19 protein-coding genes and 1 pseudogene are annotated in these 18,106 nt (G+C 56.2%); 11 read left to right on the top strand and 9 right to left on the bottom strand.

Features of this window, described 5'->3' with window-relative positions:
- Positions 1 to 21: 21 nt before the first annotated feature.
- The 9 genes from AC0L7S_RS03185 to rnhA all read left to right on the top strand — a co-directional run bounded on the left by AC0L7S_RS03185 (position 22) and on the right by rnhA (position 6,456).
- On the top strand, positions 22 to 966 hold the full coding sequence (locus tag AC0L7S_RS03185) for a heme o synthase (protein ID WP_473473039.1): 945 nt from the start codon (positions 22 to 24) through the stop codon (positions 964 to 966).
- Between the two features lie 5 nt (positions 967 to 971).
- On the top strand, positions 972 to 1,130 hold the full coding sequence (locus AC0L7S_RS03180) for a hypothetical protein (protein WP_473473038.1): 159 nt from the start codon (positions 972 to 974) through the stop codon (positions 1,128 to 1,130).
- Positions 1,131 to 1,138: 8 nt separating this feature from the next.
- Positions 1,139 to 1,765, top strand: coding sequence for a cytochrome c oxidase assembly protein (locus AC0L7S_RS03175; protein ID WP_473473037.1), 627 nt, complete (start codon positions 1,139 to 1,141; stop codon positions 1,763 to 1,765).
- 1 nt (position 1,766) lies between these two features.
- Positions 1,767 to 2,648, top strand: coding sequence for a cytochrome c oxidase subunit 3 (locus AC0L7S_RS03170; protein WP_473473036.1), 882 nt, complete (start codon positions 1,767 to 1,769; stop codon positions 2,646 to 2,648).
- A 155-nt stretch (positions 2,649 to 2,803) separates the two neighbouring features.
- Positions 2,804 to 3,190, top strand: coding sequence for a DUF983 domain-containing protein (locus tag AC0L7S_RS03165; RefSeq protein WP_473473035.1), 387 nt, complete (start codon positions 2,804 to 2,806; stop codon positions 3,188 to 3,190).
- Positions 3,187 to 3,918: an SURF1 family protein gene (locus AC0L7S_RS03160; protein WP_473473034.1), complete on the top strand. Its 732-nt coding sequence runs from the start codon at positions 3,187 to 3,189 to the stop codon at positions 3,916 to 3,918. Before AC0L7S_RS03165 ends, AC0L7S_RS03160 begins: the two co-directional genes overlap by 4 nt.
- Before the next feature lie 114 nt (positions 3,919 to 4,032).
- Positions 4,033 to 5,043 carry a 4-hydroxy-3-methylbut-2-enyl diphosphate reductase gene (ispH, locus tag AC0L7S_RS03155; RefSeq protein WP_473473033.1) on the top strand — a complete coding sequence of 337 codons (1,011 nt, stop codon included), beginning with the start codon at positions 4,033 to 4,035 and terminating at the stop codon, positions 5,041 to 5,043.
- A 16-nt stretch (positions 5,044 to 5,059) separates the two neighbouring features.
- Positions 5,060 to 6,022, top strand: a complete 963-nt coding sequence (locus AC0L7S_RS03150) for a homoserine kinase (protein ID WP_473473032.1) — start codon at positions 5,060 to 5,062, stop codon at positions 6,020 to 6,022.
- Positions 6,019 to 6,456, top strand: coding sequence for a ribonuclease HI (rnhA, locus tag AC0L7S_RS03145; protein ID WP_473473031.1), 438 nt, complete (start codon positions 6,019 to 6,021; stop codon positions 6,454 to 6,456). Before AC0L7S_RS03150 ends, rnhA begins: the two co-directional genes overlap by 4 nt.
- Positions 6,457 to 6,488: 32 nt before the next feature.
- On the opposite strand, the gene AC0L7S_RS03140 is transcribed toward rnhA, so the two are convergent.
- The 4 genes from AC0L7S_RS03140 to AC0L7S_RS03125 all read right to left on the bottom strand — a co-directional run bounded on the left by AC0L7S_RS03140 (position 6,489) and on the right by AC0L7S_RS03125 (position 9,327).
- Entirely contained in the window at positions 6,489 to 6,974 is a 486-nt protein-coding gene (locus AC0L7S_RS03140) for a redoxin family protein (protein ID WP_473473030.1), read from the bottom strand.
- Positions 6,975 to 7,536: 562 nt separating this feature from the next.
- Positions 7,537 to 8,016: an SRPBCC family protein gene (locus tag AC0L7S_RS03135; protein WP_473473029.1), complete on the bottom strand. Its 480-nt coding sequence runs from the start codon at positions 8,014 to 8,016 to the stop codon at positions 7,537 to 7,539.
- The gene (locus AC0L7S_RS03130; RefSeq protein ID WP_473473028.1) at positions 8,003 to 8,335 is read right to left on the bottom strand and encodes an ArsR/SmtB family transcription factor; all 333 of its coding nucleotides are present in this window, start codon (positions 8,333 to 8,335) and stop codon (positions 8,003 to 8,005) included. The genes AC0L7S_RS03135 and AC0L7S_RS03130 overlap by 14 nt, the downstream gene beginning before the upstream one ends.
- Positions 8,336 to 8,520: 185 nt before the next feature.
- Entirely contained in the window at positions 8,521 to 9,327 is an 807-nt protein-coding gene (locus AC0L7S_RS03125) for a protein-disulfide reductase DsbD domain-containing protein (protein WP_473473027.1), read from the bottom strand.
- Between the two features lie 224 nt (positions 9,328 to 9,551).
- Between AC0L7S_RS03125 and AC0L7S_RS03120 the strand changes: the two genes are divergently transcribed.
- Positions 9,552 to 10,160: a YqgE/AlgH family protein gene (locus AC0L7S_RS03120; RefSeq protein WP_473473026.1), complete on the top strand. Its 609-nt coding sequence runs from the start codon at positions 9,552 to 9,554 to the stop codon at positions 10,158 to 10,160.
- Here the strand turns inward: AC0L7S_RS03120 and AC0L7S_RS03115 are convergent.
- Genes AC0L7S_RS03115 through thrC form a run of 4 tightly spaced genes read right to left on the bottom strand, consistent with a single transcriptional unit; the run spans position 10,151 to position 16,354 of the window.
- On the bottom strand, positions 10,151 to 13,039 hold the full coding sequence (locus tag AC0L7S_RS03115; protein WP_473473025.1) for an EAL domain-containing protein: 2,889 nt from the start codon (positions 13,037 to 13,039) through the stop codon (positions 10,151 to 10,153). The two genes, AC0L7S_RS03120 and AC0L7S_RS03115, sit on opposite strands and share 10 nt — an antisense overlap.
- A gap of 2 nt (positions 13,040 to 13,041) precedes the next feature.
- Entirely contained in the window at positions 13,042 to 13,638 is a 597-nt protein-coding gene (locus AC0L7S_RS03110; protein ID WP_473473024.1) for a GNAT family N-acetyltransferase, read from the bottom strand.
- 14 nt (positions 13,639 to 13,652) lie between these two features.
- Entirely contained in the window at positions 13,653 to 14,942 is a 1,290-nt protein-coding gene (locus AC0L7S_RS03105; RefSeq protein ID WP_473473023.1) for a M16 family metallopeptidase, read from the bottom strand.
- Positions 14,943 to 14,956: 14 nt separating this feature from the next.
- Positions 14,957 to 16,354 (bottom strand): threonine synthase, encoded by a 1,398-nt coding sequence (gene thrC, locus AC0L7S_RS03100; RefSeq protein WP_473474152.1) that lies wholly within the window; start codon positions 16,352 to 16,354, stop codon positions 14,957 to 14,959.
- 128 nt (positions 16,355 to 16,482) lie between these two features.
- Between thrC and AC0L7S_RS03095 the strand changes: the two genes are divergently transcribed.
- Entirely contained in the window at positions 16,483 to 17,076 is a 594-nt protein-coding gene (locus tag AC0L7S_RS03095; protein WP_473473022.1) for a hypothetical protein, read from the top strand.
- 279 nt (positions 17,077 to 17,355) lie between these two features.
- Here the strand turns inward: AC0L7S_RS03095 and AC0L7S_RS03090 are convergent.
- Positions 17,356 to 18,044, bottom strand: a pseudogene (locus AC0L7S_RS03090) (HAD family hydrolase).
- Between the last annotated feature and the right edge of the window lie 62 nt (positions 18,045 to 18,106).

Here is an 18,106-nt window from a genome sequence, read left to right as displayed (position 1 = left end):
TGATCGGACTTTTGAGTACACATGGCCCTGGTCGACGAAACACGCATTGATGAAGCGCCCTTCCGCATGTCGGAAGCGACTTCGCGCGATTTTTTCGCGCTGTTGAAGCCGCGCGTCATGTCGCTGGTTGTCTTCACCGCCTTTGTCGGGCTTGTCGCGGCTCCGGTGACGATGAACCCGTTCATCGCCGTCATCGCAATCCTGGCGATTGCCATTGGTGCCGGTGCCTCCGGCGCTCTCAATATGTGGTACGATGCCGACATCGACGCCGTTATGGCGCGAACCGCCACCCGTCCTGTTCCGTCAGGCCGCATCTCGTCAGGTGAGGCGCTGGTCTTTGGTTTGGTTCTGTCGGCTCTTTCGGTGATGACACTGGGCGTATTGGTGAATTGGCTGGCGGCTTCGCTTCTCGCTTTCACGATCTTCTTTTACGCGGTCGTCTACACCATGTGGCTCAAGCGTTGGACCCCGCAGAACATTGTCATTGGCGGTGCTGCGGGTGCTTTCCCGCCGGTTATCGGCTGGGCTGCGGCAACGGGCGCGGTCAGCCTTGAAAGTGTCATCCTGTTTCTGATCATCTTCTTGTGGACCCCGCCCCATTTCTGGGCGCTGGCATTGTTCAAATCCGAGGATTATGCGCGCGCCGGCATCCCGATGATGCCGAATGTGGCTGGCGCTCGATCAACCAGGCGCCAGATCTTTGCCTATGCGATCATTCTCGCGCCGATAGCGGCTTTGCCGTGGTTTCTCGGCTATACAACCGCAGCATATGGTCTTGTCTCGGTGCTCCTTGGAATGGGCTTTGTCTGGTATTCGTGGAAAGTCCTTAATATGCCGGACGATGATCAGACCATGAAGCCGGCCAAGGCGCTGTTTGGCTATTCATTGCTCTATCTGTTCGCGATCTTTGCGGTCTATCTCGCCGATCGTGTTGTCGCTCATGCGTTTGTTCTTGGCGGAGCCTGATCATCATGGAAAAGGTTGAACTCGTCACCGTAACCGATAGCCAGAAGAAGGCCCGGCGCAATCGCTCGATCGCTATAGGTCTCGCATTGGCAGCCCTGGTTATCATTTTCTACGTCGCGACAATCGCGAAGTTCGGGCCTGCTATTCTTAATCGGGCGATGTGAGGCGTATTGTGAATTCCAAGCCAGACACAAAATCTGGAAACAACAAGTCGAACCGCGTCGTCGCGGCTATCTGCGTTGCTTTTTTCGGCAGCATGATCGGCATGGCCTATGCCGCGGTTCCGCTTTACTCGATGTTTTGTCAGGTGACCGGCTATGGCGGCACGACAAAGCGCGCCACCCAATATGCCGACCGTGTTCTCGACCAGGACATCACCATCCGTTTCGATGCCAATACCGCCGGAATTCCATGGCAATTCGAACCGGTCAAGCGCGCGATCACCATAAAGATAGGTGAAACCGCCGAGGCGCATTTCACCGCGACCAACCTGTCAAACAAGAGCATTACCGGTCGCGCGACATTCAATGTCAACCCGAATCAGGCTGGCTCCTATTTCAACAAGGTGCAGTGTTTCTGTTTCACAAACACCACTTTGAAGCCCGGTGAAACGCTGGATATGCCGGTTGTGTTCTATGTCGATCCCGATATCGTCAATTCTTCGGAGACGAAAGACACAACCACGATTACGCTGTCCTACACAATGTTCCCGGTCAAAGAAGACAAATCGGTCGCGTCGGCACCGGCGGACACAAATGACAAGATAAATTCGAATACCGCAGGGAATCTCGGGGGCTGACATGTCTGACGCGCACGCAAAACCGGAACACGACTACCACATCATCGACCCCAGCCCATGGCCGTTCATCGGTTCCGTCGGCGCCTTGGTGATGGCGATTGGCGGTGTGTCATGGATGCAGTATCTGAAGGGCAACGAGTTCCATCTCTTTGGGCTCAACATAGCAACGCCCTGGATTTTCTTCATCGGTTTGCTGATCGTCCTCTACACAATGTTTTCCTGGTGGTCGGATACGATCAAGGAAGCGCATGAGGGTCACCATACGCGCGTCGTGTCGTTGCATCTGCGCTATGGCATGATCATGTTCATCGCCTCTGAGGTGATGTTCTTCGTTGCATGGTTCTGGGCTTTTTTCGATGTCAGCCTGTTTCCCAACGAAGTGCATCAATATGCCCGAAGCGCATTCACCGGGGGCATCTGGCCGCCGAAGGGCATGGAAGTTCTCGATCCCTTCCATCTGCCTCTCTACAACACCATCATCTTGCTGCTCTCGGGCACAACGGTGACATGGGCGCATCATGCGCTTTTGCATGGTGACCGAAAGGGCCTTGTCAGGGGCTTGGTGTTGACCGTGGCTCTGGGCGTTTTGTTCAGCTGCGTACAGGCTTACGAATACATCCACGCACCATTCGGCTTCAAGGACTCCATCTATGGAGCGACCTTCTTCATGGCCACCGGTTTTCATGGGTTCCATGTTCTCATCGGCACGATCTTCCTGCTTGTCTGTCTGGTTCGCTCGCTCAAGGGCGACTTCACGCCCAAGCAGCATTTCGGCTTCGAAGCAGCAGCCTGGTATTGGCATTTCGTTGACGTGGTGTGGCTATTCCTGTTTGCGTCGATCTATGTTTGGGCGTCGGTTGGCGCAGTCATCGAAGGGCATTAGTGCATGTCGCCCAAAAGTGTGAAGCCGGTTTTGGGGTAACGACATGCACGAAAATGAAGGCTTAAAACGCGCAGCATAAATCCTTTCAAATGAGCAGGGCGGCTGCGGCAACGTGGCCGCCTTATCATTTGGCATGTTGTTGGTAAGGTATGGCCATGAGCGACGACAAGGCTATCTGGCCGCCCATCGACCCGATCAGAGCCGGGTTGAGCGGACGCTGTCCGCGCTGCGGCGAGGGACGTCTGTTTTCAGGTTTCCTGACAATCGGGAAGCGCTGCAACAATTGCCAGCTTGATCTCTCTTTTGCCGATGCTGGCGATGGCCCTGCGGTATTCGTCATAATGATCGTCGGCTTTGTCGTGGTCGGGCTCGCACTTTGGACCGAAGTTTCGTTCAATCCGCCAATCTGGCTGCACTTGCTCCTCTGGGTTCCATTGACGCTGATCCTTTCTCTTACCGCGCTTCGACTGATCAAGGGTGTCCTTGTGACATTGCAGTATCGCAACAAGGCCGCCGAGGGTCAGTTGGATCGCGGCAGATGAGCAATGTTGAGGCAAAGACAGGTCGTCGTTCAACGCGTCAGACCGTTCTGGCAGCAGGCTTCGGGCTTGTCGGCATCTGCATTCTTCTGGCGCTTGGAACCTGGCAGGTTCAGCGGCTTGCCTGGAAGGAAGGCATTCTCCATACGATCGACCAGCGCATGCACGCAAAGCCGCTGCCTCTTTCAGACGTGGAAAAACAATATGCCGCAACAGGTGATGTCGATTATGTACCGGTAAGCGTCACGGGTACGTTCCTGCACGATGGCGAACGCCATTTCTTCGCGACATGGCAGGGGCAGTCCGGTTTCGATGTCTATACGCCGCTTCACCTGGATGACGGTCGCTTCGTGCTCGTCAATCGCGGCTTCGTTCCCTACGATCTCAAGCAAGCGGGTAAACGCCAGCAAGGCCAGATATCGGGCAAGGTGACGATCACCGGTCTTGCCCGCAACCCTCTTGCCGCCAAACCATCTTCGATGATCCCAGATAATGATGTGAGAAAAAACATCTTCTACTGGAAAGACCGCGACGTCATGGCCGCCACCGCCGGCTTGCCGGCAGGCTACCAACTGGTCCCCATTTTTATTGATGCAGACAAGACACCCAACCCCGGCGGCTTGCCGGTCGGCGGTGTTACCATCGTGTCGTTGCCCAACAATCATTTGCAATATGCGATAACCTGGTACGGTCTGGCACTCGCGCTGGCAGGTGTCCTGCTTTTTCGCTAAAGCCATCAGCAAAGCCGCAATGAGCGGTGCCGCTCTTGACATGGCATCCGTGGCCGTCCCATTTCAGCCTCGAACAAATATATTGAAATCGAGCCTCCAATCGAGTTATCCCAGATGAACCTGCATCCCGCCAAAGCGCCTTTGACGATCCGGCTTTGCCAGCCGCGCGGGTTCTGTGCGGGCGTTGACCGCGCGATCCAGATCGTCGTTCTGGCGTTGAAGAAATACGGCAAGCCCGTCTATGTCCGCCATGAGATCGTCCACAATCGCTATGTGGTGGAAGGCTTGCAAAACCTCGGTGCGGTATTCATCGAAGAACTGTCCGAAATTCCTGACGACCATCGCCAGTGCCCGGTTGTTTTTTCGGCGCACGGGGTGCCGAAATCGGTTCCCGCGGATGCTCAGGCGCGCGATCTCTTTTATCTCGATGCGACCTGTCCTTTGGTGTCAAAGGTCCACAAGCAGGCAATGCGTCATCAACGTCTTGGCCGCCATGTTCTTCTGATAGGCCACGCTGGCCATCCCGAAGTCATCGGCACGATGGGACAATTGCCGCAAGATGCTGTCACCCTAATCGAGACGGAAGCCGACGTCGCGAAATTTGCGCCAGCCGACCCCTCGGCACTCGGCTTCGTCACCCAGACGACACTCTCGGTTGAAGATACCGCTCACATCATTCAGGCATTGCAGGAGCGGTTTCCCAAAATGCAGGCACCGGCTGCCGAATCGATATGCTACGCAACGACGAACCGGCAGGAAGCGGTGAAGGAGAGCGCCGCTGGCGCAGACCTGTTCCTTGTTGTCGGCGCGCCCAATTCCTCCAATTCCAGACGATTGGTCGAGGTGGCGGAGCGGGCAGGGGCCTCAATGTCTCTCCTCGTTCAACGCGCCGTTGACATCCCGTGGAACGATATCGGCGATATTTCGACACTCGGCCTCTCAGCCGGTGCTTCCGCACCCGAGATCATCGTTGGCGAGATCATTGATGCGTTCCGTGAGCGGTTCGACGTTTCCGTCGAATTGGCGATTACGGCAACGGAGACCGAGGAATTTCCGGTTATGCGGGTTCTGCGCGATATCGAATTGACGCCGGCCGACATGGCCTTCGTCAATGGCGCAACGTAAGAGGCGGATAAGCGTCATGGCTGTCTATACCGACGTCACCGAGGGGGAACTTGAAGCCTTTCTGGCAAATTATCCGGTCGGCAAGTTGTTGTCCTACAAGGGCATTGCCGAAGGTACGGAAAATTCCAACTTCCTGCTCCACACGACCAGCGGCTCCTACATATTGACGCTGTACGAAAAGCGCGTCGAAGAAGCCGATTTGCCATTCTTCCTCGGCTTGATGGACCATCTGGCGAAGAAGGGTATCTCGTGCCCCTTGCCCGTTGAGCGTCAGGACGGCACCACAATCGGCGTGTTGGCGGGAAGGCCCGCGGTCATCATTACCTTCCTTGAGGGCATGTGGTTGCGCCGTCCTGCTGCTGTTCATTGCCGCGAGGTTGGCAAGGCGTTGGCGGGATTGCATCTTGCCGGGACAGATTTTCCGATGACGCGCAAGAATGCACTTGCCATCGACGGCTGGAAAAAGCTCTGGCATGCCGCCCGCGATCGCGCTGATGAGGTCGAAGCGGGCTTGTCCGCCGAGGTTGATGCGGATTTCGCGGCATTCGAGAAAAACTGGCCAAAAAATCTCCCATCGGGCATCATCCATGCCGATCTTTTTCCCGACAATGTCTTCTTCCTTGGCGAACAATTATCGGGGCTGATCGACTTCTATTTCGCTTGCGACGATCTCTACGCCTACGATGTTGCGACCTGCCTCAATGCATGGTGCTTCGAGAAGGATTTTTCTTTCAACATCACCAAAGGCGCGGCACTGCTGGATGGCTATCAAAGCGTTCGCTCTTTGAGTGAAGCTGAACAGTCGGCCCTTCCGCTATTGGCACGAGCTTCAGCCCTGCGCTTCATGCTGACCCGCCTCTACGATTGGCTGACGATTCCCGATGGCGGTCTGGTCATCAAACGCGATCCAACAGAATATATTCGCCGGATACGCTTCCACCGAGCAATACAGTCTCCCCGTGAATACGGATTGAAATGAAACAGGTCGAAATTTTCACTGATGGTGCATGTTCCGGCAATCCGGGACCGGGCGGCTGGGGTGCGATCCTGCGCTTCAATGACACGGTTAGGGAACTGTCGGGCGGTGAAGCCCAGACCACCAATAATCGCATGGAACTGTCAGCGGCAATCTCGGCCTTGAACGCCCTTAAAGTGTCATGTGCGGTCGATCTCCACACCGACTCGAGTTACGTCAAGGACGGCATTTCCAAATGGATTGAAGGTTGGAAACGCAATGGCTGGAAGACTGCCGACAAAAAACCGGTCAAGAATGTCGAGCTTTGGCAGGCGCTTGACGATGCGCGCAAACGCCACAAAGTCACCTGGCACTGGGTGAAGGGGCACGCCGGTCACCCGGAAAACGAACGTGCCGACGAACTCGCCCGGGAAGGCATGGCACCCTACAAGAAATAGCCGTAGAACGATGAGAAGAAAGAATCCTGCGACTACAATTGTTCGAGGATTTTTGCAGCGCCCGATTCGATTGCCTGACCGGGGTGGTTTTCGATATTCAGTACCATGACCCTGCCGTCATCCACGATCATCGAAAAGCGCTTTGAACGCAGTCCCATGCCGCCAGCAGCCATATCGGTATCGAGCCCTATGGATTTGACAAAATCGCCATTGCCGTCGGCGAGATAGAGGATCTTGCCGATGCCATTGGTGAAGTGCGCCCATGCACCCATGACGTGATGATCGTTGACCGACACAACTGCGATTTGGTCAATCCCGCGGGCCATGATGGCGTCCCGGTTTTCCAGATATCCGGGCAGGTGGTTGTTGCTGCATGTTGGCGTGAATGCACCTGGCACGCCAAACAGAACAATTTTCTTGCCTGCGAAAATATCGGCAGCCGAAATGGTTTTCGCACCATCGGAACTCATCGTCTTGAATGTTGCATCGGGCAATTTTTCGCCAACTGAAATCGTCATCGCAATCCTCATTCAAAACGCTAGTGCATGTCGCCCAAAAGTGTTCAGCGGTTTTGGGGCAACGGCATGCACAAAAACAAAGACTTAAAGCACCCTGCATGCATCCCTTTGGACGCGATGTGCTTTAGGCAGTGATCGCACGGATAACGAAAAATGGTTCGCGCGGCTAGGGCGAGATGAAGAAAAATGGGAGTCGGATTTTCCGTCCGTCAATGGCCCGGAAGTTAGTGCATGTCGCCCAAAAGTGAGCAGCGGTTTTGGGACAACGACATGTACAAAAACAAGGGCTTAGAGCACCTTGCATGAATCCCTTTGGACGCGATGTGCTTAAGCGTGGCGCACCGGGCTTATGTCCGACAAAGCAGAGCCATTCGAGCAACTCCTTGTGTGGAGATGTCGAATGGCTCTCCCATGAAATCCTCAGGTCACTGGCATCTTGTCGAATTCCGGCAGGCTGGGATCAATGTGGTCCCACCCAAGTCTGCGCCACAGGCGCATCCACATGCATAAGCCTTGCTCATGTTTTCTCGCCTTTCGCAAAGTGCGTCGGGTTTTGAAATATTCAACTTGCTGCAGGTGAATGTGGAAGCGGTTGCCCGGTTTCAAGAAATGTCTTGAGGTTGGAAAGAACCGTCGGCCAGCCGCCCGAAATGCCCGCAAGCATCTTGGGATCGTTCTTAAGCCCCTCATGTGTGACCACCAATCGAACGACCCCGTCGCCATGAGGCTCGATATCGAATGTCACACGCGAATGTTTTGTCTTGTCGTCAAACTCCGCCGGGCGGGCCCAAGTGAAAATCAGGCGGTGCGGAGGCGTGCTCTCGATCACCGTGCCAGCGATATCGGCGGTGTGGGCGTCGTCGAGGCGCCGGTGCTCCCATTTGGAGCCGACCTCCCAATCAGACACGTTCACATGCCCAAGGTCATTGCCACGTGGGTCGACCCAATATTTGCGCGTCACCTCTGTATCAACCAGAGCCTGAAACACCTTTTCCGGTGTCGTCGCGATATAGGTCACATAGACGAAGTCAGGTTTTGTCATTGTCTTTTCCTTCCAATTGCGTTTTCAAGTCATGCAAAAGGTTCAAATGTTGCTTTTCGAATTTCTCGACCCAGCGTTTGTAAACTTCGTGGATCGGAACCGGATTTATGAAGTGGAGTTTTTCTCTGCCTTTCCAGAGTGTTGTGACGAGATTGGCGTCGATCAGAATATCAATATGTTGGGTTGCCGATTGCCGCCTCATGTCGAGATGCTGACAAAGAGCGGCAAGAGCCTGTCCGTTATTTGCAGATAAAACATCGAGGACTTTGCGGCGGTTGGGGTCGGCCAGTGCCTTGAACACCTTGTCCATGTCGTCCATTGCATGCTCCATCAGCATCGTCATTATGCAGGTAAATGCCTGCATGTAAATAGGCAGGTGAAAGCCTGCGTGAAAATATGAGTATGATGCTGAATCATGGTGAATGCGCAAGCACCCCGCTCAGTCAAATGAGCGTCGGCGATCGCGTTTCAAAATGCATGGTGTCGATTGTAACGAAGCGCCTGTCAGGGATAGGGCAGCAATCCGGCCACGGCTTTCCCGCCTCCGGTGAGGATGTAGTGAAGCCCGCCTTGAGATGGTGTGCTTGTTGGCCTGTCGAGGATCGGAACGGAAAAAGTTGTCTTGCCGTCCTTTTTATCGCGCACGGGAGGGCCAAACATGTATCCGCCTTCGCCAGCAACGAAGAAATCGGCGGACTTGATGCCATCAGGCAATATGGACTCAACAATCAGGGTTTCGTGATCGCCGGGCAAGACTTTTATGCCGAAATCCGGGCTCGCCGGTGGCGGTAACGCCGCCATTGCCGCCTTGACCTCTGCCGCGTCACCCGGATCGTCGGGGGCGGTCTGCGGGTCGATCGTCAAGCGTGTTTGCAGCGGAACGCATATGGTGTCGCAAATGCCGAGAAAGACATCAGCCTCGATTGTCGCTTTTTGCGCGGGGTTTGCCACTACGAATGTAATGGGCAGTGAAACAGGATGATTGTAGCCAGCCCATTGGCCATAGCCGTCATCGTGGCGCTGCGGCGCGGGAAACGACAGTTGGGCATCCGCGATATTGGTACTTTCCGTGACGTCGAGTTGTGGCGGAACACCGCTGTCGCCTGGATCGCGCCAATAGGTTTTCCACCCCGGCTCCAGCGCAATTTCCAGCGCGCCTTGCAGGTGGCCTGCTGAATCGGGCTTGCCGCTGGTGACGATACGCACCTTGCCGCCCTCGCTCACATACCAGTTCGAAGAGGATGCAACGGCGGACAATTGTCCCCCAACAAGGAGAACAAGGCCGGCCAGTGGAAATGTCACGCTTCGCATATCTATGATTTGGCCGTCTCTCCTCACCAACGCAACCCATTTGCATTGAAAAAAGCATCATATTTACGTGACTTGGTACTGTTGGGCATCGCCGCAGGGGCTGTGCCGCAGTCCTCGTGCGCTGATATTCAAAAGGCTTTAGCGTGATGATTGTGCCCGGTTGTCGATGATCGACGACTTTGGTTCATCTTTCATGCGCCGCAAAAACGCGCTAGATTTGCTTCATGGAGATGCCAAGCGAAAAGATCGGAACCCCGCAAAGCGGCTTTCTTGACGATCAATTTCTCATTGCCATGCCCGGAATGGCAGATGAGAGGTTCGCGCGTTGCGTGATTTACGTGTGTGCCCACAGCGACGAAGGTGCCATGGGCCTCATCGTCAATCAGCCGCAATATATGCCGTTTCCAGACTTGATCGTACAATTGGGCATCATGGAAGAGCGCGAGGCAATTCGATTGCCGGCTCAGGCTCGCGATCTTGTTGTTCAAAATGGTGGGCCAGTGGATCGAAGCCGGGGCTTCGTCCTGCATTCTGGCGATTATCAGGTGGAATCATCGCTCGCCGTGTCAGACGATGTCTGCCTTACCGCAACCGTCGATATATTGCGCGCCATCTCGCTGGGGCAGGGGCCGCAGCAGGCGTTGATGACACTTGGTTATTCCGGCTGGGCGGCTGGCCAACTGGAAAGTGAGATCGCCCATAATGGCTGGCTGACATGTCCGGCCAGCGCCGAGCTTCTTTTCGATGTCGATATCGACTGCAAATATGACCGGATATTGGCATCTATCGGCGTTGACATCGCCCATTTGAGTGTCGCTGCCGGTCACGCCTGAGCAAGTGGATACTGTTCTTTCAGCATCCTCAGCACTTCCTCGCCAGCCACCGGTGCCCCAAACATGAAACTCTGCACATATTCGCAGCCGATTTGACGCAATTCCAGCGCATCGCTGGGGTCTGACACGCCTTCCGCCACGACAGACAGACCAAGCTCATGAGCCATGTTGATCATCGACCTGAGCAGCATTGTGCGTTTCGGCGTCGCATCGTCGACAAAGCTCTTGTCGATCTTGATCGTGTCGAAAGGAAAACGCGTCAGGTAAGACAGCGATGAATAGCCGGTTCCAAAGTCGTCAAGTGAAAGGCCAATACCCAGCTTTTTGAGTTTGTTGAGGACATGAATGGATTGTTCGGGGTTGTCCATCACCAGGGATTCGGTGAGTTCGAGGCGAAAACAGCGCGCCTTGAGATTGGAGCGCGCGATGACGGAGCGCACGTCGCTGACAAGATCGCGCCGGATCAGCTGCCTGCTGGAAAGGTTGACGGAAACCGAAAGTGGCGCGTCACTGATCAGTTTTTGCCATCCGGCAAGATCGTCGGCGGCCTTTTGCATGGCAAAAAGACCCAGCTGGACAATCACCCCGCAACTTTCCGCAACGGGAATGAAGTCGGCAGGCGGGATCATACCCCTGCGCGGATGATCCCAGCGCAGCAGCGCCTCGAAACCGGCGATGCTGTTGTCTTCCAGCCGAATGATGGGTTGATAGGCCAGCGTGAATTCGCGCCGTTCGATGGCGCGCCGCAGGTCGGATTCGAATTGCAGCCTGTCGGTGCCAACCGTGCGGAATGCGGGCCGGAAAGGCTCGATCCTGTCGCCACCGAACCGCTTGGCCTGATGGAGTGCAAGTTCAGCATCCTTGACCATGTCTTCGGCTGAAGCCTGTCCTGAAGTCCATGTGATGAGCCCGACCGAAGCAGTCAGCACGATTTCACGCTTGGCAAAGGTGATAGGCGCGCTGATGGCGTGCTTGATGGCGTCGGCGACCGCCGCAATGCGGGCTGGGTCCTGTTCCGACAAAAGCATCAGCGCGAACTGGTCACCGGCAAAGCGCGACAGCGAATCTTTTGGCTTGAGCAGCCTGTGCAGGCGCCGCGCGATGGTAAGCAGTATGGTGTCGCCTGCCGAGATGCCGAGCCCGACATTGACCTGCTTGAAGCGATCAATGTCGACAACGAAGACCGTCGGCTGGACCTTTTCTTCGGTGCGCGCAATTGCGATGACCGCTTCGAGCCGGTTCATGAACAATTCGCGGCTTGGAAGACCGGTGAGATTGTCATGCACAGCATCGTGCAACAGCCTCTCTTCGGACTTCTTCTGCTCCGTCACGTCGATCATCGTTCCAACGCAACGAATAACCTCGCCATCGGAACCGACAACGGGGCGCGCCCGCAATGCAAACCAATGATAGTGTCCGTCCGCTCCGCGCAGGCGGAAATTTTGCGCAACGCGTCCACGCCGGTGCTCAAGCACCACATCCATCGTGGTGCGAAACGTGTCGCGATCATCCACATGCAGGACTGGCAACCAGTTGCGCGCCGGTCCGCTGAGGCTGTTTGGCGCAAGGCTCAGTTGCAGACTGATATCGGGGCGGGTGACGACGCGGTCGCGCAATACGTCCCAATCCCACACGATGTCGCCTGAGCCCATGATGGCCAGCGCCTGTCGCTCGATATCCGAGAAAAGCCCCTGATGCAGTGCACCGCCGGCAAAGGCGTGCTGCATGACGGTGAAGCCGATCAGGAGAATGATCAGGATCATGCCTCCGCCGAGAGCCGGCTGCACGATGTCGTTGTCAATCATGCCGGTGACCGCCATCCACGAGCCGCACAGCCACAATAACACCATGACCCAACTGGGAATCAGCATGATGGCGCGGTCATAGCCGCGCGTGCCGAGAAAGACGATCAATCCAAGGCCGGCCAGCGCGGTTGTCGCGAATGACAGGCGCGCGATCCCTGATGCGACCGCGGGGTCGAAGATGGCAATACCCGCGATCAGTGCCAGTCCCAAAATCCAGACCAGGACACCGTAGCTGAAATGACCATGCCAGCGATTGAGATTGAGATAGGCAAACAGGAAGACCACGAAGGTGGCGGCAAGCCCGACCTCCGTTCCCGCTCGCCATATTTGCTCATTGGCCGGCGATATCTCGATTAGCTTGTTCAGGAATCCGAAGTCGATGCAGATATAGGCAAGGACGGCCCAGGAAAGCGCAGCCGTTGCCGGAAACATCGACGTTCCCTTGACCACGAAAAGTATGGTCAGGAACAAGGCCAGCAAACCCGCTATGCCAATCACGATGCCGCGATAAAGCGTATAGGAATTGACCGAATCCTTGTAGGAATCGGGTGCCCACAAATAGACTTGGGGCAGTTTGGGTGAGGCAAGATCGGCAACGAAGGTGATCACCGTGCCGGGGTTGAGTGTCACCCGGAACACGTCGGCGTCAGGACTGGATTGACGATCGAGCGCGAAGCCCTCGCTCGGTGTGATCGCCGCGATACGTGTTGACCCGAGGTCCGGCCAGAAGATGCCGGAATTCACCAGGCGAAAATGCGGTGCAACGATCAGCCTGTCGAGTTGCTGATCCGTCGTGTTGGCCAGCGCAAAAACAGCCCAATCGCCGGTTGAGCGCTTGTCGTTGGCCTCGACCTCGATGCGCCGCACGATCCCATCAGGTCCAGGAGCCGTGGATATCTGGAAATTCTCGCCCTGATTCTTGTAGATTTCGACAGCGCCCGACAGATCGAGCGCCACATCATCGCGCCCGATCTTGATCGGCTCGATGGCAAAGGCGGCGCTGATTGAGCATAATGCGATCATCGTCGCGACGATGAAGATGCAAAGCGGCCTGATTCGCGGAAATATCGTCAAGATCAGCCCTTCGTTCGCACCGCCGGAAGATCGTCGTCAATCCGGGCGTATAGATTGTGGTCCTGCCAGATGCCATTGATCCTGAGATAGGATCGCAACAGTCCTTCGCGCTGAAATCCGGTTTTTTCAAGTACGCGGATCGAGCGGACATTGTCGGGAATACAGGCAGCTTCGATCCTGTGCAACCTCAGCGTATCGAAAGCGAAACGTGACACGACATTGACCGCATCGGTCATCAGGCCGCGGCCTGCATAACGCTCGCCAACCCAGTAGCCGATATGGGCCGATTGGGCGACACCGTAGCGAATATTGCCAAGCGTTATACCGCCGGCCAGCTTGCCGCTGCTCTTCTCAAACAGGAAAAATGCCACCGCCGAGCCTTGCGCATGGTCTGTCCTGTAGTGATTTATGCGTTGACGCCAGGCGGGGCGCTCCAGTTCGTCGGGCATCCAGCGCGGCTCCCAGCGCTCCAGAAAGGAGCGGCTTTCATCACGCAGGGCCGCCCATTCCCAATAGTCATTGGGCGCGGGCATGCGCAGCACCACCTTGTCGCCCTTCAGCGTGGGAAGTTCACGGCGAAAGAAGGGGCGCGCGAACACGGGACGTCAAATGCCTAGACGGCAAGCCTGCGGGCCGCCCGGGCATCCGGAAGCGTATCAAGGACCGCTTCATAGGGTGCCAGTGTGCCGACAGGTCCGACCGCAGCAAGGGTGGGTTTGGTCGAGAACAGCCGCCCTGACAAATCCTTGAGCCGGTTGACGGTCAAGGCAGATAACCGCTCCATCAGTTCTTCCTTGGGAACCGGCCTGCCAAACAGCAATATTTGCCTGGCGATCTGGGACGCCCGGCTCGACGGGCTTTCAGCCGACATGATGAGACCGGCCCGATATTGGGCGCGCGCGCGATCGAGTTCATTCTGGAAGATTTCATCTCCCGCCTTTTGCAGTTCGTCGGCAATCACCGGCACCAGTTCCGCAAGGCTGCTCTGCCCGGTTGCGGCGTGCACGCCAAAAATGCCCGAATCTGAAAAACCCCAATGGAAGGCATAGACCGAATAGCAAAGGCCCCGTTTCTCACGCACTTCCTGGAAGAGCCGCGACGACATGCCCCCGCCAAGGATCATCGACAACACCTGCGAGGCGTAGAAATCACGCACATGATAGGCGCGCCCCTCGAAACCGAGCACGATCTGCGCGTCCATGAGATCGCGATTTTCGCGGTAGTCCCCGCCGACATATTGGGCATAGCGCGGCGTGGTGCTTTTCGCGGTCGCGCGAAAGCCTCCGAGTTGTTTTTCCACCTGCTTGACGAAATCGTCATGCTTGATGTCGCCGGCAGCAACCACCACCATACGGTCGGCGCCGTACTGGCGGTCCATGAAGTCGCGCAACTGCGTGGATGTAAAGGATTGCACCGTTTCGGGCGTACCGAGGATCGAGCGGCCAAGCGTCTGGTGGCGAAAGGCCGTTTCGGTGAAGCGGTCGAAAACGACATCGTCGGGTGTATCGTGAGCCGCACCGATCTCCTGCAGGATCACATGCTGCTCGCGGCGCAGTTCTTCCGGGTCGAAAGCCGATTCCTGCAAAATGTCAGCCAAGAGGTCGATGGCCAAAGGCACATCGTCGGTCAGCACTCTCGCGTAGAACGAGGTCGTTTCGACGCTGGTTGCCGCATTTATCTCGCCGCCGACATCCTCGATCTCGGAGGCAAGATCGAATGCGGATCGTCGCTTCGTACCCTTGAACGCCATGTGTTCAAGAAGGTGGGCCATTCCGTGCTCGTCGTCGCGTTCGTTGCGTGCGCCCGATTTCACCCAGACACCAAGTGCGACGGATTCAATGCTTGGAAGGGTTTCGGTGGCGACTGTCAGGCCGTTCGACAGACGGCTTACCTCAACACCCATATAACTATAACTCCCTAACGTGCCGCCCGTGCATGGCGGCTTATGTAATCTTCCACCATTTTTGTGTCCGATGGAAGTACCGTGTATTTTTCCTCTGAAGTCATCAAATTAGCAAGCCATGATGGTAGCGCTGGTGCAACGCCGCTTGCGGCCTCCACTGCTGCCGGAAATTTTGCCGGATGGGCCGTGCCAAGAATGATGTTCGGCGTTTGGCTGGCAGAGCGCGCCGCCGCAACGTGAACTGCAGTCGCCGTATGGGGATCGAGCAGATAATTGCTGGCGGAAAGCGTTGCGCGTATCGTCTCGGCTGTTTGCTCGACGGTGGCACTGCCAGCGTCGAATTCAGCGCGAATTTTTTCCAGGTCACCGGGCTCGATAGTAAAAGCCCCGGACTGTTTCAGGCCATTCATATAGCGCAGGACCGTCTCGGCCTTGCGCCCGGACGCCTCAAATAGCAGCCGTTCAAAATTCGAGGAAATCTGAATATCCATGGATGGCGATGTTGTTGCGACAACGCCACGCATCCGGTATTCGCCGCTTGAAAGTGCGCGCGCCAGAATGTCATTGTCGTTGGTGGCAATGACCAGCCGCTCGACAGGCAACCCCATCATCTTTGCGCCGTAGCCTGCAAAAATGTCGCCGAAATTTCCCGTCGGCACGACAAACGAAACCTCACGCTCCGGTGCGCCTAGCGACAGTGCGGATGAAAAATAATAGACGATCTGGGCCATGATGCGCGCCCAGTTGATGGAGTTGACGCCGGACAGCATGACCCGATCGCGAAAACTGTGGTCGTTGAACATGGCCTTCACCAGCCCCTGGCAATCGTCAAAATTGCCTTCGATGGCCAGCGCATGGACGTTCGATGCCGCAGATGTGGTCATTTGCCGCTGTTGCACCGGCGAGACGCGGCCATGCGGAAACATGATGAAAATGTCCGTGCGCTCACGCCCGGCAAATGCGTCGATTGCCGCACCTCCGGTATCGCCCGAAGTCGCCCCGACAATGGTTGCACGCTGGTCGCGTTCGCCAAGCACATGGTCCATCAATCTGGCCAGCAACTGCATGGCAACGTCCTTGAAGGCGAGTGTCGGGCCATGAAAGAGTTCAAGCACGAAGGCATTCTTGTCGATCTGCACAAGCGGGCAAATGGCATCGTGGCGAAAGGTTGCATAAGCTTCGCGCACCAGTTTCTCAAATACCGGCATGGCGATTTCGCCCTCGATGAACGGCGCGAGCAGGCGAATGGCAAGGTCGGGATAAGACAGCCCGCGCATGGCACGGATTTCGGCGGCGGAAAAATGCGGCCATTGTTGCGGAACATAAAGCCCGCCATCTCGCGCCAAACCTGCCAGAACGGCATCTGCAAAGCCGAGGGCGGGGGCATCTCCGCGTGTACTCACATATTGCATCATGAAACGTCCGTTGCTTTATTGCCGATCGGGAAAGAGCAAGATGGTGGATTTATCACTTTCGTCGGTCGCATTTTCGTCGCCGGGTTGCTATAGGATACCAGCATTGCGAAAGGGAAGTGCAGTCGATGGTGATTGGTTCGTTCAGTGGTCGCTTTTTCGCCGGTCTGGTGCTGTCAGGCTTTATGCTTGCCGTCACGGGATGCCAATCAGGCGACGGCGGCGGTTTCTTCAGTTCACGCGACAATCAGGTGCCTGCGCCGGTTGACGGTCAGGTTCTTGCCAGTCAATTGACGGGTTATTGCCCGAATGTGACCTTGCGTGAAGGCACGGCCTATTTCAACACCTATGCCAAGGGCGGTCAGGACGATCCGGCAAAGATCGTTTATCAGGCCGCAATCACCGACGTGACGCGCGATTGCAACCGCAATAGTGGCATGTTGACGATGAATGTCGCAGTGGCCGGCAAGATTGTTCCAGGCCCCCTCGGCGCGGCCGGAACCATCACCATGCCGATCCGCGTCGTGGTCGTTCAGGGAACCAGCGTGCTCTATTCGCAGATCCACCAGCACAAGGTTCAGATAAGTAATACATCGGCTGCAACCCAGTTCGTATTCAACGACCCGAATGTCACCGTTCCCGTGCCATCGGCCAAGAACTACCAGGTATTCGTCGGCTATGACGAAGGCCCGCCGAGGAAAAAAGTAGCAAGCGCCAATTAGAGCGATACCAGGAAAAGTGTGCAGCGGTTTTCCGTTCGGGATCGCGTAGAAATAAAAATCTGGAGCGAGATGAAGAAAAGCGGACAGCCTCTTGCGTCGTTCGCCAGTCACCGGCCTTGCGCAACAAATACCACCGATGGCGGTTAGCCAATCTCCCCACCTGAGGGGGAGATGTCCGGGAGGACAGAGGGGGGATATCGACCGTGATGGCAGCGGAAGCGATTTGAAGCCCGCCGCATGAATCCATTCAACGCGGCGTGTTTTTAGAACAAGTCGCTGTCAGGCGTTCTCGGACCATTCCGACAGGGCCGCAATCACGCTCTTCAGTTCACTCCAGCGGCGAATGACCGTTTCTGCACCCGCTTCCGTCAGGATATCGGCATGGCCGGGAAAGCTGTGTGAGGCACCTGTAAAGCCAATGACGCGCATTCCGGCGGCGCACGCACCGGTTACACCGTGCACGGAATCTTCAATGACGAATGTGCGTGCCGGATCGGCATCAAGCGTTTCGGCGGCATGCAGAAAAACGTCCGGCGCAGGCTTGGTCTTTTGCGTCGGAGTTTCCAGTGCCGAAAAAATCCTGCCGGAAAAAACGGCAGAAGCCTTGTCTTTTCCAGCATGAATTCGATCCGCTCGGTGCGTGAATTGGAACAGATGCAGCGTGCCGTACTGACCTCCGCAACCGCTTCATGCACATTTTCGATGGCGCGCACATCCTTGCGCAGCCTGGCATCGACCAATTCTTCCGCCCGGTCGATCATTGAAGCTTGAAACGGAATGCTCGCTGTTTCCTCGATCCTCGTCAGAATGTCCTTGAATGTCAGCCCTGCATAGGTTTGCGATATTTCCTCTGGCGAGATTTCAAACCCGGCGTCTGTCAAAAGACTGGCCTCGACGCGCGCGGCAATGATTTCGGAATCGACGAGGACGCCGTCACAATCGAAGATAATCAGGTCGGGTTCTGTCATGACGATCCGGCAATGTTGGGGATGGGACGCCCACCTTAGGCAGGTGCCGCCGAATACACCAA

Source organism: Mesorhizobium sp. G2-6-1, from assembly GCF_055809095.1.
This window is presented reverse-complemented; position numbering and strand designations above follow the sequence as displayed.

Excerpts from the sequence above, each read along its gene's own strand:
- AC0L7S_RS03185 (WP_473473039.1), top strand. The coding sequence starts at position 22 with ATGGCCCTGGTCGACGAAACACGCATTGATGAAGCGCCCTTCCGCATG.
- AC0L7S_RS03180 (WP_473473038.1), top strand. The coding sequence starts at position 972 with ATGGAAAAGGTTGAACTCGTCACCGTAACCGATAGCCAGAAGAAGGCC.
- AC0L7S_RS03170 (WP_473473036.1), top strand. The coding sequence starts at position 1,767 with ATGTCTGACGCGCACGCAAAACCGGAACACGACTACCACATCATCGAC.
- AC0L7S_RS03165 (WP_473473035.1), top strand. The coding sequence starts at position 2,804 with ATGAGCGACGACAAGGCTATCTGGCCGCCCATCGACCCGATCAGAGCC.
- AC0L7S_RS03160 (WP_473473034.1), top strand. The coding sequence starts at position 3,187 with ATGAGCAATGTTGAGGCAAAGACAGGTCGTCGTTCAACGCGTCAGACC.
- ispH (WP_473473033.1), top strand. The coding sequence starts at position 4,033 with ATGAACCTGCATCCCGCCAAAGCGCCTTTGACGATCCGGCTTTGCCAG.
- AC0L7S_RS03150 (WP_473473032.1), top strand. The coding sequence starts at position 5,060 with ATGGCTGTCTATACCGACGTCACCGAGGGGGAACTTGAAGCCTTTCTG.
- rnhA (WP_473473031.1), top strand. The coding sequence starts at position 6,019 with ATGAAACAGGTCGAAATTTTCACTGATGGTGCATGTTCCGGCAATCCG.
- AC0L7S_RS03140 (WP_473473030.1), bottom strand. The coding sequence starts at position 6,974 with ATGACGATTTCAGTTGGCGAAAAATTGCCCGATGCAACATTCAAGACG.
- AC0L7S_RS03135 (WP_473473029.1), bottom strand. The coding sequence starts at position 8,016 with ATGACAAAACCTGACTTCGTCTATGTGACCTATATCGCGACGACACCG.
- AC0L7S_RS03130 (WP_473473028.1), bottom strand. The coding sequence starts at position 8,335 with ATGGACGACATGGACAAGGTGTTCAAGGCACTGGCCGACCCCAACCGC.
- AC0L7S_RS03125 (WP_473473027.1), bottom strand. The coding sequence starts at position 9,327 with ATGCGAAGCGTGACATTTCCACTGGCCGGCCTTGTTCTCCTTGTTGGG.
- AC0L7S_RS03120 (WP_473473026.1), top strand. The coding sequence starts at position 9,552 with ATGGAGATGCCAAGCGAAAAGATCGGAACCCCGCAAAGCGGCTTTCTT.
- AC0L7S_RS03105 (WP_473473023.1), bottom strand. The coding sequence starts at position 14,942 with ATGGGTGTTGAGGTAAGCCGTCTGTCGAACGGCCTGACAGTCGCCACC.
- thrC (WP_473474152.1), bottom strand. The coding sequence starts at position 16,354 with ATGCAATATGTGAGTACACGCGGAGATGCCCCCGCCCTCGGCTTTGCA.
- AC0L7S_RS03095 (WP_473473022.1), top strand. The coding sequence starts at position 16,483 with ATGGTGATTGGTTCGTTCAGTGGTCGCTTTTTCGCCGGTCTGGTGCTG.